Genomic DNA, 17059 nt, shown 5'->3' on the forward strand with positions numbered 1-17059 from the left:
GCAGTGCGCCGCCTACCCCGCCCGCCGCACCTGCCGGGGGCAACCCCGCCGCGTCGTCCCCTGCAAACCCGAACGGCGTGTGAAAGGACCTCATCGATGACCAGCAAAGCCATAACTCAGTTTGAACACAACTTCGATGACATGCCCACGTCCGATCGAGGCATCCGCCGCATCGGCATGACGATCGTTCTGGTGACCTTCGGGATTTTCGGAACATGGGCCGCAGTTGCGCCCTTGAGCAACGCCGTACACGGGTCGGGAGTCGTGACCGTCCAAAGCTACCGTAAAACCGTTCAGCACCTCGAAGGCGGCATCGTCAAGGAACTGCTGGTCCGCGACGGCGACAGCGTCAAGAAGGGCGATCCTGTCATCGTTTTAGACGAGTCTCAGCTCAGTGCCGAATATGAGTCCACGCGTAACCAGCTGATCGTGGCGCGCTACAAGGAAGCACGCTTGCGAGCCGAGCGGGATCAACTGGACACCATTCCGCCTGTCAAACTCAACGGCACCGATTCCGACCGTGCTCAAGAGGCACTCGCCGGGGAGCAGCAAGTATTCGTGTCCCGCAAGGCATCGCGTTTGGGTGAGATTTCAGTGCATCGCGAGCAGATCCGCCAGCTCAAAGCGCAGATCGACGGTATGGGAGAGATGATCCGTACCAAACAAGGGCTTGAGAAATCCTACAGTGGTGAGATTGTTCAGCTCAAAGATCTGCTGGCCCAGGGCTTTGTAGATAACCAGCGTCTGCTGGAGTCACAACGTAAGCTCGACATGCTGCGTACGGAGGTGGCCGACAATAAGTCGAACATTGCCAAGACGAAGCTGCAGATCAGCGAGACCGAGCTGCAGATCGTGCAGTTGGACAAGAAATTCACCGCCGACGTGGCGGATGAGCTCTCGCAGGTGCAGGCTCAGGTCTTCGACCTGCAAGAGAAGGAAACCGCATTGAAGGATCGGCTTTCGCGTGTGGTCATTCGCGCCCCCGAAAGCGGCATGGTGTTAGACATGAAGGTGCATACCGTGGGAGGTGTGGTTCAGCCCGGTACGCCGCTGATGGATATCGTGCCTATTTCGTCTGACCTGGTTGTCGAGGCCAAAGTAGCACCTGTTGATATTGATCGATTGGAGCTGGGTAAAACTGCAGATATCCGTTTCAGCGCTTTCAATAACGCAACGACGCCAGTCATCGAAGGCAAATTGACACGCATCTCCGCAGATCGGTTGACGGACGAGCGCTCGGGTGACCCTTACTACCTGGTCCGCGTCAACGTAACCGAAGACGGCATGAAAAAGCTCGCCAACCGCAAGCTGCAGCCCGGCATGCCTGCCGAGGTGCTGATCAATGCCGGCGATCGCACCATGCTTCAGTACCTGCTCAAGCCAGCGCGCAACATGTTCGCTGAATCGATGATCGAGGAATGATTGTGCTGCGTTTGTTACCGGGTGTAGTGCTGAGTCTCACCATCGCACAGGCCATGGCCGCCGAGCCGGTGGTGCCCAAGGATGTTCCGCCCAAGCAGGTGTCGGCCCTGACCTACGCACTGGATCTGGGGGCGCTGTACCGTGAGGCGCGCCTGGAAGATCCCCGTGTGCTGGCAGCCTACCTGCGTGCCAAGTCGGCCTCCGAGGGCCAGCGCGCAGCGTTGGGCGGGTTGCTTCCGCAGCTTTCCGCCAACGCCAATGGCAACCGTATCCTGCGCAAGGATGAGGCGTCGCGCGAGATCTACAACAACAAAAGCAACTCCGTGACCCTCACCCAGTACCTGTACAACAAGTCGGCCTGGGAAGCGTGGCAGAAGTCCAAGAGCCTGACGCGCCAGCGCGGTGAGCAGGCCGAGGATGCCCATGCCGAAGCCGCTGTCGAGCTGGCCAAGCGCTACTTCGTGGCCCTGGCAGCCGATGACGAGCTCGAACTGGTCCAGGCCGAGCGCCGCGCCACGCAGAAGAACCTCGATCGCGTGACGTCGATGTTCGAGCAGCAGATGGCCAAGATCACCGACAAGCTCGATCTCCAGGCGCGGGTGGATTTCCTCGCCGCCCAGGAGGTCGAGGCGCGCAATCAGGTTCTGGTGAGCCGCGAAGCCTTGTCCGAGCTGGTGGGGCGCCCGATCACCGAGCGCTTGAGCCGGGTGCGCAGCGATGTCGCCCTGAAGGCACCGCCGCGGCCGCTGGAAAATTACGTGAGCCAGGCCATCGCGACCAACCCGTTGCTCAAGGCCTACGAGCACGGTGCCGAAGTGGCTGACGCTGCGGTGCGGGAAGGCAAGGGCGGGCATTACCCGCAGGTCTCGTTGAACCTCAGCGCCCAGCGCAGTGACGTGGGTTACGACAACACCCAGACACCGCGCAGCGACAGCTATGTGGCGAGTGTCGGGATTTCGCTGCCGCTGTACAGCGGAGGTTCGACCTCGGCGCGGGTGCGTGGGCTGTACGATGACCAGTTGGCGGCCGAGCAGGACCTGGAAGGGGTCCGCCGCCAGGTGGTCAAGGAGACCACAACCTCCTACCTCACCGCCCAGGCGGCAGTGGAGAAGATCCGCGCCAACCGCAATGCGCTGTCTTCGGCGCAGCAGTCGAGCATCGCCGCGCAGAAGGCCTTCACCTATGGTGTGGTCAACGCGGTGGACGTGCTGAACAGCGTACAGAGCGAATTCAAGGCCCGGCGTGATTTGCTCAAGTCGCAGTATGACTTCATCACCAACCTGTTCATGTTGAACCGCTGGAGCGGGCAGCTGAATCAGGAGAGTGTCGACAGCGTGAATGTCTGGTTGAGCCCTGAGCCGGACAAGGGGCTGCCCGGTGGTGACCTGGCCAAGGCCGACACCAAGCGCTGACCCAGGCTGGCGTCACCTGCCACGGCTGCGTGGCAGGCGCGCCAGATCCGCGCTTGTCCCCATTCGACCTGATGCCGTGCGTCACGGTTTACCGGAGCGTGGGATTTGGCTCGCTGAGCCGTAGGAATATTCAGCGCGTTGGCATAGCGCCATCCCTCGCCCCCGGCAAAATCGGTTTTATCCTACGCTCCGCGAACCAAAAACTTGCTCTAGTGTCCTTATCACCTGCTTGAACATTCGCCGAGAGGCCGGTTTTGTCTGCCGGCCACGTGATCTGCGTCGAGCACGGCGCGGTGGTAGATGTATACTCACGCACCCATAGTTCACGCCGGCGTGCCTTGCAGCCCTCTGCGGCCTGCCATCGGCACTTGAATGCACTTTATCGTACTAACGGAGTTGGTTAATTCGCATGAAAGCAATCGTCACTGGGATCACTGGTCAAGACGGCGCCTACCTGGCAGAACTGCTGCTCGAGAAGGGCTACACCGTCTATGGCACCTACCGCCGTACCAGCTCCGTCAACTTCTGGCGTATTGAAGAACTGGGCATCCAGAACAATCCGAACCTGCACCTGGTCGAGTACGACCTGACCGACCTGTCTGCCAGCATCCGCCTGCTGCAGACCACAGGCGCCACCGAGGTCTACAACCTCGCCGCGCAGAGCTTTGTCGGCGTGTCTTTCGAGCAACCCCTGACCACCGCCGAAATCACCGGCCTGGGCGCTGTCAACCTGCTCGAAGCCATTCGCATCGTCAACCCGAAGGTGCGCTTCTACCAGGCCTCCACCTCCGAAATGTTCGGCAAGGTCCAGGCCATTCCGCAGGTCGAGGACACCCCGTTCTACCCGCGCAGCCCCTACGGCGTCGCCAAGCTGTACGCGCACTGGATGACCATCAACTACCGCGAGTCGTACGGCATCTTCGCCACCAGCGGCATCCTGTTCAACCATGAGTCGCCGCTGCGTGGCCGTGAGTTCGTGACCCGCAAGATCACCGACACCGTCGCCAAGATCAAGCTGGGCCTGCAGGACACCCTGGAGCTGGGCAACCTCGACGCCAAGCGCGACTGGGGCTTCGCCAAGGAATACGTCGAAGGCATGTGGCGCATGCTGCAAGCCGACGAGCCGGACACCTTCGTGCTGGCCACCAACCGCACCGAAACCGTGCGTGACTTCGTCAGCATGGCCTTCAAGGCCGTCGACATCACCCTGAACTGGAAAGGCGAAGCCGAAGCCGAGCAGGGCATCTGCGCCGCAACCGGCAAAGTGCTGGTCTCGATCAATCCGAAGTTCTACCGCCCAACCGAAGTCGACCTGCTGATCGGCAACCCGGCCAAGGCCAAGGACGTACTGGGCTGGGAGCCGAAAACCTCGCTCGAAGATCTGTGCCGCATGATGGTCGAGGCCGACCTGCGCCGTAACGAGCAAGGGTTCTCGTTCTGATGACCCAGGCCAGCAAACGTGCACTGATCACCGGCATACAGGGTTTCACCGGCCGCTACATGGCTGCCGAACTCGAAGCCCATGGCTACGAAGTCGTCGGTACGGGCAGCCAGGCCTCCAATGAGCCGCGTTACGTTCAGGCAGACCTCACCGATGCGGTGAGTCTGCGCACACTGCTGGCCGACCTGCAGCCGGATGTCGTCGTGCATCTGGCGGCGCTCGCCTTCGTTGGCCATGGCGTGGCCGATGCGTTCTATCAGGTCAACCTGATCGGCACGCGCAACCTGCTCGACGCCATCGCCGCCTGCGGCAAGACGCCCGACTGCGTGCTGCTCGCCAGCAGCGCCAATGTCTACGGCAATGCTTCCGACGGCATGCTCAGCGAGGCCACGCCGCCAGCGCCGGCGAACGATTATGCAGTCAGCAAGCTGGGCATGGAGTACATGGCCCGCCTGTGGCAAGACCGCCTGCCCATCGTCATCACACGGCCTTTCAATTATTCCGGGGTCGGGCAGGGCGAGAATTTCCTGTTGTCCAAGATCGTTTCGCACTTCCGCCGTCGGGCGTCGGTGATCGAGTTGGGCAACCTCGATGTATGGCGCGATTTCAGCGATGTACGTGCGGTCGTGGCGGCCTACCGTGGCCTGCTGGAGGCTGCGCCCATTGGCCAGACGGTCAATGTCAGCTCTGGCGTGGCGCATTCGCTGCGCGATGTCATCGCGTTGTGCGAGCAGATCACGGGTCATCACATCGACGTCACCGTGAACCCTGCGTTCGTACGGGCCAATGAGGTCAAGACGCTGACGGGCGACAACAGTCGGTTACGCAGGCTGGTGCCTGGCTGGACTACTCCAGCGTTGCAGGACACCTTGGCCTGGATGCTGGATGCCCGTTAATGAAAGTAGTTCTGTCCGTTGACCCTGTTCGCTTCCCGCTGACGGGGATCGGCCGCTATACCTACGAGCTGGCCCAGCATCTGGCTGCCAGCCCGGAAATCACTGACCTGCGCTACATGGCAGGTCGCCGCTTTCTGCCCAGCGTGCCCAGTGCGAGCAACGTGTCGGGGGGCGGGCACGGGCTCAAGCGCGTCGTGCAGAAGCTGCCGATCGCCATCGAGGCTTACAGGCGTTTGATGCCGTGGCTCAAGAGCCGGGCACTCAAGGGACACGCGGATTTCCTGTACCACAGCCCCAACTATTACCTGCCGCCGTTCGAGGGGCTGCGGGTCGCGACCTTTCATGACCTGTCACCGTTCACCTGGTCCCAGTGCCATACGCCTCAGTTGGGCCGCTTCCTGCGCAAGGAGCTCACGCAGACGGTACAGCGCGCCGACCGCCTGATCACCGACTCTGAGTTCACCCGCCAGGAGTTGGCAGCCTATTTCAACTGGCCACTGGAGCGCATCGATGCGGTGCCGCTGGCCAGTTCCGCAGAATTCCACCCGCGTGACGAGGCGCAGCTGGCCCCTACGCTCGCCCGCTACGGCTTGCAGCCTGGGGGCTACAGCCTGTTCGTCGGGACCATCGAGCCGCGCAAGAACATCACCACGCTGCTCGATGCCTACCAGCGCCTGCCAGTGCCCCTGCGCACACGTTTTCCTCTGGTGTTGACCGGCTACCAGGGCTGGCAGAGCGAGGCGATTCACCAGCGTCTGGAAAGCGCGCGCCGTGAAGGCTGGGCGTACTATCTGGGGTTCATACCGGGGCATGAGCTGCCGTTGCTGTTCGCTGCCGCGCGCCTGTTCACCTTCCCAAGCCTGTATGAAGGCTTCGGTCTGCCCGTGCTGGAGGCCATGAGCTCGGGTGTGCCGGTGGTCTGCTCCAATGCTTCGTCTCTCCCGGAGGTGGCTGGGGACGCGGCCTTGATGTGTGACCCCCTGGATGTCGAGACCTTGACCCAGTTGCTCGCCAAGGGCCTGGAAGACACTGCATGGCGCAGTGGCGCGGTGAGTGCAGGCCTGGCCCATGCCGCACGTTTTTCCTGGCAACGCTGTGCGCTGGGCACCCTCGAAACCTATCGCCGCACGGTGGCCCAGCCATGACCAAGGTCCTGCATTTTTTCAAGACGTACTACCCGGAAACCATGGGTGGCGTCGAACAGGTCATTTTCCAGTTGGCCGAAGGCAGCGTGGCTCGTGGCCTGAGCGCCGAGGTCCTGTCATTGAGCACACGCGGCGCGGCCCGTGGCGAGACTGTGGGGCACCACGTGGCGCATCGCTCGCGCCTGGATCTGCATGTGGCGTCCACCGGCTTCTCGCGCTCGGCTTTCAAGGATTTTGCCGAGCTGGCGAGCCAGGCTGACATCATTCATTACCACTACCCCTGGCCCTACATGGACCTGGTGCACTTTGCCAGTCGCCTGAACAAGCCCACCCTGGTCAGTTACCACTCGGACATCGTCAAGCAGAAGATGCTGCTCAAGCTGTACCGACCCTTGATGAATCGCTTCCTGAGCAGTGTCGATCGCATCGTGGTCTCTTCGCCGAACTACGCGCAGAGCAGCGACGTCCTGCAGCGCTTCAAAAGCAAGGTCGACATCATTCCCTTCGGCCTGGAGGAATCGACCTATCCGGTGGTCGATGAGGCCAAGCGTACGTACTGGCGGGAGCGAGTAGGGGCGCGGTTCTTTCTGTTCGTAGGCGCACTGCGCTATTACAAGAGCCTCGATTGCCTGATCGAAGCGGCCAAGCGGGCGAATCTGCCCGTGGTCATCGTCGGGCACGGGCACCTCGAGCAGGCGTTGCGCGCCCAGGCCCAGGCCATCGGCGCCAACACCGTGCAGTTCGTCGGCGGGGTCGATGACGCAGACAAGGTCGCCTTGCTGCAACTGTGCGAGGGCTTCGTTTTCCCGTCTCACCTGCGTTCCGAGGCCTTCGGCATCTCGCTGCTGGAAGCGGCCATGTACGGCAAGCCGATGATCTCGTGCGAGATCGGCACCGGCACCACCTTCATCAACCTCCACGGCCAGACCGGGCTGGTGACGCCTCCTCGAGATCCTGGCGAGCTGGCCCGCGCCATGCTCGAACTGTGGAACAACCCGGTGCGGGCCGCGGAGATGGGGCGTGCAGCGCGTCAGCGCTATGAGTCGGTGTTTTCGGCCGAGCAGATGATCGACAGCTACGTGCAGGTGTACCAATCGCTGCTCGACGGCCGTTCATGAGCGATCACGCCGCACCGGCCACAGGTGCCATTCTGGTCACCGGCGCCAACGGGTTCGTCGGACGTGCCCTGGTCGAGCATTTGCTCACGTCACAACCACGCCCGGTAATCGCCGCGGTCAGGCAAGCCGACGCCGACCTGCCGCCCAAGGCATCCAGGCGTGTGGCGCCGGCACTCGGGCCGACTGCACAGTGGGCCTCGGCACTGAAGGGTGTCGAATGCGTGGTGCACGCCGCTGCGCGCGTGCATGTCATGCAGGATGCCGTGGCCGACCCGCTCCAGGCGTTCCGGCAGGTCAACACCGCAGGCACCTTGGCGCTGGCTACCCAGGCGGCACAGGCCGGCGTACGGCGTTTTGTGTTCATCAGCTCGATCAAGGTCAATGGCGAGCAGACACTGCCCGGCCAGGCGTTTACCGCCGATCAACCGCCTCAGCCCGTGGACCCTTATGGGGTGTCGAAACACGAGGCCGAGCAAGGCTTGCTGCAGGTGGCCCGGGAAACCGGTATGGAGGTGGTCATCGTGCGGCCTGTGCTGGTCTATGGCCCAGGCGTTGGCGCCAACGTGGCGAGCATGATGCGCTGGCTTGCACGCGGCGTGCCCTTGCCCCTGGGGGCCATCGACAACCGGCGCAGCCTGGTGAGCCTGGCCAACCTGGTGGATTTCGTTGCCCTGTGTGTGGAACATCCGTGTGCGGCCAACCAGGTGTTCCTGGTCAGTGACGGCGAGGACCTGTCCACCACCGGTCTGCTACGGCGGATGTCGCGCGCATTGGGGCGACGTGCTCTGCTGATCCCGATTCCGCCGGCGTGCCTGGCGCTGATGGCGCGCGTGCTGGGCAAGACACCGGTCGCCCAACGCTTGCTGGGCTCGTTGCAGGTCGATATCGAAAAGAACAAACAGCGACTGGGCTGGCAGCCTGCCGTCCCGGTCGATGTGGCCCTGCAGGCCACTGCCCGTCATTTCCTGGAGCTGCAACGTCGATGACTGTCGCCTGGCTGCTGATCGTCGTGGCGATCGCTTCATTCCTGCTCACGGCGGTGCTCCGTCGCTATGCTTTGGCGCGCAGTCTGATGGACATCCCCAACGCGCGCAGCTCGCACACGGTTCCGACCCCCCGGGGCGGTGGCGTGGCGATCGTCCTGACCTTCCTGCCCGCGCTGCTGGTGCTGTGGCAGCAGGGCTGGGTGACGGGCGCCGAGGCGCTGGCGCTAGGTGGCGCCGGTCTGCTGGTGGCCATTGTCGGCTTCATCGACGACCACCGGCATGTTCCGGCCCGCTGGCGCTTGCTGGGGCATTTCGCGGCGGCGCTTGGGCTGCTGTTGGGCCTGGGTGGGGCACCGCTGCTCACGGTCGCTGGAATTTCACTAAGCTCAGCCGGGATATTGCTACCCTTGCTTGCGGTCTATCTGGTCTGGTTGCTGAACCTGTACAACTTCATGGACGGCATCGACGGCATTGCCGGTCTGGAAGCCGTGGCCGCGTGCGCTGCCATGTGCGTGGTCTACGCCGTGGGTGGGCATGTGCACGCCATGGCGGCACCGCTGCTGCTCGCCGCTGCAGTGCTGGGGTTTCTGGTGTGGAATTTTCCGCCGGCGAAAATCTTCATGGGCGATGCGGGCAGTGGTTTCCTCGGCTTGACCCTGGGTGGGCTGTCACTCCAGGGCGCCTGGTTGCATGGGGACTACTTCTGGGCGTGGGTGATCGTGCTCGGGTTCTTCATCGTCGATGCCACGGTGACGCTGTTGCGCCGTCTGATGGCGGGCGAGAAGGTCTATGAGGCCCATCGCAGCCATGCGTATCAGCACGCGGCGCGGCGCGCCGGTCGGCACCTGCCCGTGACCCTGTGCGCTGGCGCGTTGACGCTGTGCTGGCTGTTGCCCGTGGCCTTGTGCGTCACCTGGCTGGGCCTCGATGGCGCGCTGGGTACGCTGATCGCCTACGTGCCGTTGGTCATGCTGGCACTGAAGTTTCGAGCGGGGCGAGCAGAGTAGAGGCCTGTTCTGCGTCAGCGACGCATGAGCACGCCGGAACATTGATAACCACCTGCATGCGCTGGCCACTGCCAGGCATGCGACATCGAAGAGAGCGCGCCTGCGGGCCGGTACCTATGGACAAGTTGCGCACCTACCTCGTCAATCTGCCACGTCGTAAAAAACGCCTGATCCAGGTGGCGACCGATGTGGTTCTGGTCTGGCTGGCCCTGTGGCTGGCGTTCGTCGTGCGTCTGGGCATGGACGAAATGTACAACCCATTGCTCGGCCACCCGTGGCTGTTCGTCGCAGCGCCCATCGTCTCGATCCCGCTGTTCATCCGCTTTGGCATGTACCGGGCCGTGATGCGTTATTTCGGTAACGATGCGTTGCTGGCCATCGTCAAGGCCGTGAGCCTGGCCTCCTTGCTGCTGACACTGGTGGTGTTCTGGTACAGCGCGCCGCCGCAGGTCGTGCCTCGCTCGATCATCTTCAACTACTGGTGGTTGAGCCTGGTGATCGTCGGCGGCTTGCGCCTGGCCATGCGCCAGTACTTCATCGGCGACTGGTTTACTACCGCGCAGCATGTGCCCTTCGCCACACGCGAAGACAGTTTGCCCAAGGTGGCCATCTATGGCGCCGGTACTGCAGGCAATCAGCTGCTCGCAGCGCTGCGCATGGGCAAGATGATGCGCCCGGTGGCGTTCATCGACGACGACCCTGGCATCGCCGACCGGATGATCGCCGGCTTGCAGGTCTACAAGCCTGATCGCATCCAGCGCATGATCGACGAAACGGGCGCCGACGAAATCCTCCTGGCCCTGCCGTCGATCTCGCGTGATCGGCGCCGCGAGATCCTCGGTAATCTCGAATGCTTCGCGCTGCATGTGCGCAGTGTGCCGGGCATCATGGACCTCGCCAGTGGCCGGGTGAAGGTCGACGACATTCAAGAGGTGGACATCGGCGACCTGCTGGGGCGCGATGCGGTGCCTGCGCAACACGACCTGCTGGAGCGCTGCATCGTCAACCAATCGGTGCTGGTCACCGGCGCTGGCGGCTCGATCGGCTCGGAACTCTGCCGGCAGATTCTCGAGCTCAGGCCCAAGCTGCTGATCCTCTTCGACCACGCCGAATTCAATCTCTACAGCATCGCTGGCGAGCTGGAAGCGCGTATCGAGCGTGAGCACCTGCGGGTTCGGCTGGTCCCCATTCTCGGCTCGGTGCGCAACCAGGCACTGACGTTGAACATCATGAAGACCTGGCGAGTGGACACGGTCTATCACGCTGCGGCTTACAAGCACGTGCCGATCGTCGAGCACAACGTCGCCGAGGGTGTGCTCAACAACGTGATGGGCACGCTCAGCACCGCCCAGGCCGCGTTGCAGGCCGGTGTGGCGAGCTTCGTGCTCATCTCCACCGACAAGGCCGTGCGCCCGACCAATGTCATGGGCAGCACCAAACGCCTGGCCGAAATGACGCTCCAGGCGCTGAGCCGCGAAACGGCGCCGGTGCTGCTGGGAGACGCCGACAACGTGGCTCGGGTCAACAAGACCCGCTTCACCATGGTTCGCTTCGGCAATGTGCTGGGCTCGTCGGGTTCGGTGATTCCGCTGTTCCACAAGCAGATCAAGGAGGGCGGGCCCCTCTCGGTCACTCACCCGAAGATCACCCGTTACTTCATGACCATCTCCGAAGCGGCGCAGCTGGTGATTCAGGCGGGGTCCATGGGGCAGGGCGGCGAGGTCTTCGTGCTGGACATGGGCAAGCCGGTGAAGATCGTCGAGCTGGCGGAGAAGATGATTCACCTGTCGGGCTTCAGCGTGCAGTCGGAGCAGAACCCTACGGGCGACATCGCCATCGAGTTCACGGGCTTGCGCCCGGGTGAAAAACTCTTCGAAGAGCTGCTCATAGGCGATAACGTCGAGCCCACACGGCACCCGATGATCATGTCGGCGAACGAGGATTCCCTGACCTGGAGCGTGCTCAAAGGGCAGTTGAACGAGTTGCTGACGGCCGTGGAGAGCAACAACTGCCCGCGGGTGCGCAAGTTGCTGCGTGAGCTGGTCTGCGGGTATGCGCCCCAAGGGGACATCGTGGACTGGATCTATCAGCAGCGGCAGCAGGATTCGTGAGGGCTGGTCGTTCGGTAGGGCTTGGCGCTATCCCGCGCCTGTGGGAGCCAACTGTCTTTCACGAAGGGCTGAGAAACGGTCGGCTCAGGCCTTCGTCGACAGCAACGCTACCCGTGTGGGAGCGGCTTTAGCCGCGATGGGCGGCGTAGCCGGCCCAAGGCTGCAACCTCCATTTACCTGCTGTTTCGCGGCGTCTGAATCAGGCCGGCTGCGCCGGCCATCGCGGCTAAAGCCGCTCCTACAGGGCGTGGTCCTGAGCTGGGGCGATGCGCCGCCTGGGACAACCTGTCGCCTTGACGGTTCCGTGCGGAATTTGTTTGTGACAACATTTCGGTTACAATCGGAAAAACGTTTCAGCCTTGTAGGGTTTTTCTGACCCTTGGCGAAGCGTTGCTGTTTCTCTGGCTGCTGACTCCAATGATCAATAAAAAGCGTGCGCTGAAGGACAGAAACAAGCGAGGTCAGGCCTGCGCCGTCCTTACGTGCTAACGATTGGAATTTGATCAATGTTCAAGAAAGCTGGCAAGACCCTGCTGGGTCTGGCTGTTGCCGCGAGCTTCATGCACGCGCACGCCGCAGAAACCAAGAAAGTCGACGTGCTGCTGGTGGGCGGCGGGATCATGAGTTCCACCCTGGCGGTCTGGCTCAATGAGCTGGAGCCCAGCTGGTCGATGGAAATGGTCGAGCGCCTGGACGGCGTTGCCGAGGAAAGCTCCAACGGCTGGAACAACGCCGGTACCGGTCACTCTGCACTGGCCGAGCTGAACTACACCCCGGAAAACACCGACGGCACCATCAACATCAGCAAGGCCATCGAGATCAACGAAGCCTTCCAGATCTCTCGCCAGTTCTGGTCGTGGCAGGTCCGTCAGGGCGTGCTGAACAACCCGCGCTCGTTCATCAACACCACCCCGCACATGAGCTTCGTGTGGGGCGATGACAACATCAAGTTCCTGAAAAAGCGCTATGACGCGCTGCAGGCGAGCCCGCTGTTCCGTCCGATGCAGTACTCCGAGGACCACGCGCAGATCGCCAAGTGGGTCCCGCTGATGATGGAAGGCCGTGATCCGAGCCAGAAGCTGGCCGTGACCTGGACCCCGATCGGCACCGACGTCAACTTCGGCGAGATCACCCGCCAGTTCGTCAAGCACCTGCAGACCCGCGAGAACTTCGATCTGAAGCTGTCCAGCGAAGTGCAGGACATCACCCGTAACGATGATGGCTCCTGGCACGTCGAGTACAAGAACCTCAAAGACGGCAGCGAAACCGCGACCGACGCCAAGTTCCTGTTCATCGGTGCCGGCGGCGGCGCGCTGAAGCTGCTGCAGAAATCCGGCATCCAGGAAGCCAAGGAATATGCAGGCTTCCCGGTGGGTGGCTCGTTCCTGGTGACCGAGAACCCGAGCGTGGCCATGCAGCACATGGCCAAGGCGTACGGCATCGCTTCCACTGGCGCGCCGCCCATGTCGGTCCCGCACCTGGACACTCGCGTGCTGGATGGCAAGCGCGTGATCCTGTTCGGGCCATTCGCCACCTTCTCGACCAAGTTCCTCAAGAACGGCTCGTACCTCGACCTGCTCAAGAGCACCACGCTGCACAACGTGTGGCCGATGACCAAGGTTGGTGTCGATCAGTACCCGCTGGTCGAGTACCTCGCTGGCCAGCTGATGCTCTCGGACGACGACCGCTTTGCCGCGCTGCAGACCTACTTCCCACACGCCAAGAAAGAAGACTGGCGCCTGTGGCAGGCCGGTCAACGCGTGCAGATCATCAAGCGTGATGCCGAACACGGCGGCGTGCTGAAGCTGGGCACCGAGGTGGTCGCGTCCAAGGACCGTACCCTGGCCGGCCTGCTGGGTGCCTCGCCAGGTGCCTCGACCGCCGCGCCAATCATGCTCAACGTGCTCGAAACCATCTTCAAGGAGAAGGTCGCGACCCCTGAGTGGCAAGCCAAGCTGCACGAGATCGTGCCGAGCTATGGCACCAAGCTCAACGAGTCGGCCGCTGCCGTGCAGAAAGAGTGGAACTACACCGCTGAAGTCCTGCAACTGGCCAAGCCGCCGGTGATCGACGCCAGCGTGGGTGAGGTCACTGCCCCCGCAGCGCCGGCCAAACCGGTGGAAAGCAATCCAGCCGCTGATATGGCGCTGTAAGGCGCTCAGCCTTCGTCGGGTGCGGCGGCACCGAGTGAATACGGCGCCCGATTTGGCACTGTAGGCGCTCGCCCGCCGTCCGGGGTAGCAGTGCTGAACGAAAAACCACGGGTCGCCAAGCGCGGCCCGTGGTTTTTTGCTTTCAGCACCAGAGTGACTCATCGCGGCTAAAGCCGCTCCCACATGGACCGCATTGCTTTCAACAAAGGCCTGATCCGACCGCTTGTCAGCGCTTCGTCAAAGACAGTTGGCTCCCACAGAGTGCGCAAAACCTTGTTGGAGCGGCTTTAGCCGCGATGGGGCGCGAAGCGGCCCTAATCACTTTGCTGACCGGCATTGACGTTCTCGATAAGTCACCCGCTCGACACCTGCCGCACCCTCACGATAAGGCGGCAGAATATCTCTTTAGAGGGGTGGCCCCATCAGGCTATTTCACCACCGAACGTCTCGACATTTGGCGAGCCTCCGTTCACTTGCGCCAGATCAGCGCCGACGTGTCATAGCCACGCTCATGCGCAACCTTCAGCAACTGATCCGTGGTCGCCTGGCTCACCTCGGGCGTGCGTGACAGCAGCCACAGGTACTTGCGCTGCGGATCACCCACCAGGGCCACGTTGTAGTCGGCGTCGTGGTACAGCACCCAGTAGTGGCCCTTGGTCAGGTCCGGGGCCAGACGGCTGAACCAGTTGTCGAAACGCACCCAGAGTTTGTCGGTACGGCCCGCCACCTGCGGCTCGGCGATGCCGTTGACCTGGCTCACGTCGCCGTCTTTGTCGCGGCAGCGGTTGAGTACGTCGATGCGGCCATCCTGGCGCAGGCCGTAATGCGCTTCGGACTGCACGCACTTGCGTTGGAAGAACATCGGCAGCCGGGCCAGCTCGTACCAGGTGCCTTGGTAGCGTTCCAGATCAACCGGCATGGTGGCTGGCGGCGGGCTCGAGCGCTTGTTTTGCGTGCTGCAGGCAACGAGGGCGACGGCAATGCAGCCGAGGGTAAGCAGGGTACGGGTCTTCATGAGTCCTCCCAGAAAAACGAAGGCCGCTGGCGAACCTCGCACAGCGGCACCTGGGATTTGGATGCCACGCGTTGCAAAAAGTTGAATGCAACGGCGTGGCAAAGCGCTTCAGGACAGCTCGACGCTGCCGTAGAAGGCGGTCAGGACCTTCACCAGATGGGCCAGGTCATGGCTGCCGCACAGCTCGCGGATCGAGTGCATGGCGAAGGTCGGCAGGCCGATGTCGACGGTGCGCACGCCCAGGTGGCTGGCGGTGATCGGGCCGATGGTGGAGCCGCAACCCATGTCGCTGCGCACCACGAAGCTCTGCACCGGCACTTCTTCGGCCATGCACAGGTGGCGGAAGAAGCCCGCCGTTTCGCTGTTGGTGGCGTAACGCTGGTTGCTGTTGACCTTGATCACCGGGCCGGCGTTGAGCTTGGGCCCATGGTTGCCGTCGTGCTTGTCGGCGTAGTTGGGGTGCACGCCGTGGGCGTTGTCGGCCGAGATCATCAGCGAGCGCTGGATCGTGCGCACGTAGTCATCGTGGTTGCCGATCAGGCGCTGCAGGGTCTGTTCGAGCATCGGGCCGTCGGCGCCGCAGGCCGAGGCCGAGCCGATTTCCTCGTGGTCGGTGCAGACCAGCACGCAGGTCTGCTCGCTGTCCGCGGCCAGCAGCGCCTGCAGGCCGGCGTAGCACGACAGCAGGTTGTCCAGGCGGGCAGCGGCAATGAAGTCAGCGTTCAGGCCGATCAGTGCAGCGCCCTGGGTGTCGTAGAAGCTCAGCTCGTAGTCGAGCACCACGTCGGCGATCAGTTCGTGCTCGCGGGCCAGTTGCTCGGTGAGCAGGGCACGGAAGTCGATGCGCTCGTCACCGGCTACCTGGGCCAGGATCGGCGGCAGCTCGGTTTGCGGGTTGATGGTCCAGCCGTCGTTGGCGCCGCGGTTGAGGTGAATCGCCAGGTTGGGAATGATCGCGATCGGCAGGGTGAAGTCGATCAGCTGGCTCTCGACCTTGCCGTCGCGGCGGAAGGTGACACGCCCGGCCAGCGACAGGTCGCGGTCGAACCAGGGTGCCAGCAGCGCGCCGCCATACACTTCCACGCCCAGTTGCAGGAAGCCTTGGCGCTGCAGCTCAGGCTGCGGCTTGACCCGCAGGCACGGGCTGTCGGTGTGCGCGCCGACCATGCGGATGCCGCCCTGCAAAGGCGCCTGCTTGCCCAGGCTGATGGCGATCAGGGACGAATCGTTGCGGGTGACGTAGTAGCGCCCGCCAGGCACCGTGGCCCAACTGTCGCGCTCGTCCAGGCGTTGATAACCCGCCGCTTCCAGGCGCTGGGCCAGGCTCGCGGTGGCGTGGAACGGGGTAGGGGAGGCCTTGAGGAAATCGATCAGGCCGTTATTGAGGGCGTCGCGCATAGGTCACTCCAGACAGCAGAGGCGCGAGTTTAACGCAGTTTGTAACGGTTCGATCAGGCCGCGAAGAGTTTCTGCGCCTGGGCGAAACACTGCTCGGCAATCACCGAACGGGGTTCGCTGCGACGCATCACGATGCCGACCTGGCCACGAATCCGGGCATCGGTCAGGGGCAGGATGCGCAGGTGCTTGCCCAGGTCTTCGAGGCCGAACTCCAGCGGCATCACCGCGCAGCACAGGCCGCACGCAATGGCCTGGATGAGCTGAAAGGTGGAATCGCTTTCCAGCACGGTGTTGGGCGTCAGGCCACGGCTGCGCAGGCTCAGGTCCAACGACTGACGGTAGTGCATGCCCCGGCTCGGCAAGCCCAGGGGAACACCGGCAAGGGCGTCCCACTGCAACGGGCCGTCGAACTGAAAGTGTCGCGTGTCGTACAGCAGGCCCATGCAGGTGACGCCCAGTTCGATGACTTCAAAATAGTGGGTGTCGACCTGGTCGAGGTAGCAGATGCCCAGGTCCAGCTGGTTACGGCTCAGGCCGTCGATGATCTGTTCGGAGCTCAGCGAAGACAGCTGAAACTGCAGCCCGGGGTGCTGCTTGCGCAGTGGCAGCAGCAGCGCCATGGGGTTGAAACTGGCCAGCGGCACCGAGCCCAGACGCAGGCTGCCCACCACCTGGCCGCGGCAATTGGCGGCTTCGGCGTTCAGGCCGTCGTGGGCGGCCATCAGCGTACGCGCCCATGCGAGAATGCGCTCGCCGGCCTCGGTGAAGCCCTCGAAGCGCTGGCCACGCTTGACCAGGGTCAGCTCCAGCTCGTCTTCAAGGTTGCGCAGGCGCATCGACAGCGTGGGTTGTGTGACATGGCACAGCGCCGCCGCCTGACCGAAATGCCGGGTCTGGTCGAGCGCGATGAGGAACTTGAGCTGCTTGATGTCCATGAGAAAGCCTGCGCATGCAT

Annotated in this window: 13 protein-coding genes; 10 read left to right on the plus strand and 3 right to left on the minus strand. The window is 63.0% G+C overall.

From position 1 onward, the window contains the following. Positions 1 to 96 precede the first annotated feature (96 nt). The 10 genes from RT028_RS03130 (at position 97) to mqo (ending at position 13691) form a co-directional block, all read left to right on the plus strand. Positions 97 to 1422, plus strand: coding sequence for an HlyD family type I secretion periplasmic adaptor subunit (locus RT028_RS03130; RefSeq protein WP_312932357.1), 1326 nt, complete (start codon positions 97 to 99; stop codon positions 1420 to 1422). Further along, on the plus strand, positions 1419 to 2834 hold the full coding sequence (locus tag RT028_RS03135; RefSeq protein WP_312932359.1) for a TolC family outer membrane protein: 1416 nt from the start codon (positions 1419 to 1421) through the stop codon (positions 2832 to 2834). The genes RT028_RS03130 and RT028_RS03135 overlap by 4 nt, the downstream gene beginning before the upstream one ends. Before the next feature lie 409 nt (positions 2835 to 3243). Next, positions 3244 to 4275 carry a GDP-mannose 4,6-dehydratase gene (gene gmd, locus RT028_RS03140; protein ID WP_312932361.1) on the plus strand — a complete coding sequence of 344 codons (1032 nt, stop codon included), beginning with the start codon at positions 3244 to 3246 and terminating at the stop codon, positions 4273 to 4275. Beyond that, the gene (locus RT028_RS03145; RefSeq protein ID WP_312932364.1) at positions 4275 to 5171 is read left to right on the plus strand and encodes a GDP-mannose 4,6-dehydratase; all 897 of its coding nucleotides are present in this window, start codon (positions 4275 to 4277) and stop codon (positions 5169 to 5171) included. Before gmd ends, RT028_RS03145 begins: the two co-directional genes overlap by 1 nt. Further along, positions 5171 to 6316: a glycosyltransferase family 1 protein gene (locus RT028_RS03150; protein ID WP_312932366.1), complete on the plus strand. Its 1146-nt coding sequence runs from the start codon at positions 5171 to 5173 to the stop codon at positions 6314 to 6316. Before RT028_RS03145 ends, RT028_RS03150 begins: the two co-directional genes overlap by 1 nt. Continuing rightward, on the plus strand, positions 6313 to 7434 hold the full coding sequence (locus RT028_RS03155; protein ID WP_312932368.1) for a glycosyltransferase family 4 protein: 1122 nt from the start codon (positions 6313 to 6315) through the stop codon (positions 7432 to 7434). The genes RT028_RS03150 and RT028_RS03155 overlap by 4 nt, the downstream gene beginning before the upstream one ends. After that, positions 7431 to 8420 carry an SDR family oxidoreductase gene (locus tag RT028_RS03160; protein ID WP_312932370.1) on the plus strand — a complete coding sequence of 330 codons (990 nt, stop codon included), beginning with the start codon at positions 7431 to 7433 and terminating at the stop codon, positions 8418 to 8420. The genes RT028_RS03155 and RT028_RS03160 overlap by 4 nt, the downstream gene beginning before the upstream one ends. Beyond that, positions 8417 to 9427, plus strand: a complete 1011-nt coding sequence (locus RT028_RS03165; protein WP_312932372.1) for a glycosyltransferase family 4 protein — start codon at positions 8417 to 8419, stop codon at positions 9425 to 9427. The genes RT028_RS03160 and RT028_RS03165 overlap by 4 nt, the downstream gene beginning before the upstream one ends. Before the next feature lie 116 nt (positions 9428 to 9543). Beyond that, positions 9544 to 11538, plus strand: a complete 1995-nt coding sequence (locus RT028_RS03170; RefSeq protein WP_312932374.1) for a nucleoside-diphosphate sugar epimerase/dehydratase — start codon at positions 9544 to 9546, stop codon at positions 11536 to 11538. A 506-nt stretch (positions 11539 to 12044) separates the two neighbouring features. Beyond that, positions 12045 to 13691 carry a malate dehydrogenase (quinone) gene (gene mqo, locus RT028_RS03175; protein WP_312932376.1) on the plus strand — a complete coding sequence of 549 codons (1647 nt, stop codon included), beginning with the start codon at positions 12045 to 12047 and terminating at the stop codon, positions 13689 to 13691. Positions 13692 to 14160: 469 nt separating this feature from the next. On the opposite strand, the gene RT028_RS03180 is transcribed toward mqo, so the two are convergent. From RT028_RS03180 to RT028_RS03190, 3 genes are all read right to left on the minus strand, one after another. Continuing rightward, a complete protein-coding gene (locus RT028_RS03180) occupies positions 14161 to 14706 on the minus strand; it encodes a lipocalin family protein (protein ID WP_312932378.1) in 546 nt (181 codons plus the stop codon). Between the two features lie 108 nt (positions 14707 to 14814). Continuing rightward, positions 14815 to 16104 carry a M18 family aminopeptidase gene (locus tag RT028_RS03185; protein WP_312932380.1) on the minus strand — a complete coding sequence of 430 codons (1290 nt, stop codon included), beginning with the start codon at positions 16102 to 16104 and terminating at the stop codon, positions 14815 to 14817. A 53-nt stretch (positions 16105 to 16157) separates the two neighbouring features. Next, positions 16158 to 17039 (minus strand): LysR family transcriptional regulator, encoded by an 882-nt coding sequence (locus tag RT028_RS03190; RefSeq protein WP_312932382.1) that lies wholly within the window; start codon positions 17037 to 17039, stop codon positions 16158 to 16160. Between the last annotated feature and the right edge of the window lie 20 nt (positions 17040 to 17059).

The organism is Pseudomonas sp. (assembly GCF_032058845.1).
GTDB lineage: Bacteria > Pseudomonadota > Gammaproteobacteria > Pseudomonadales > Pseudomonadaceae > Aquipseudomonas.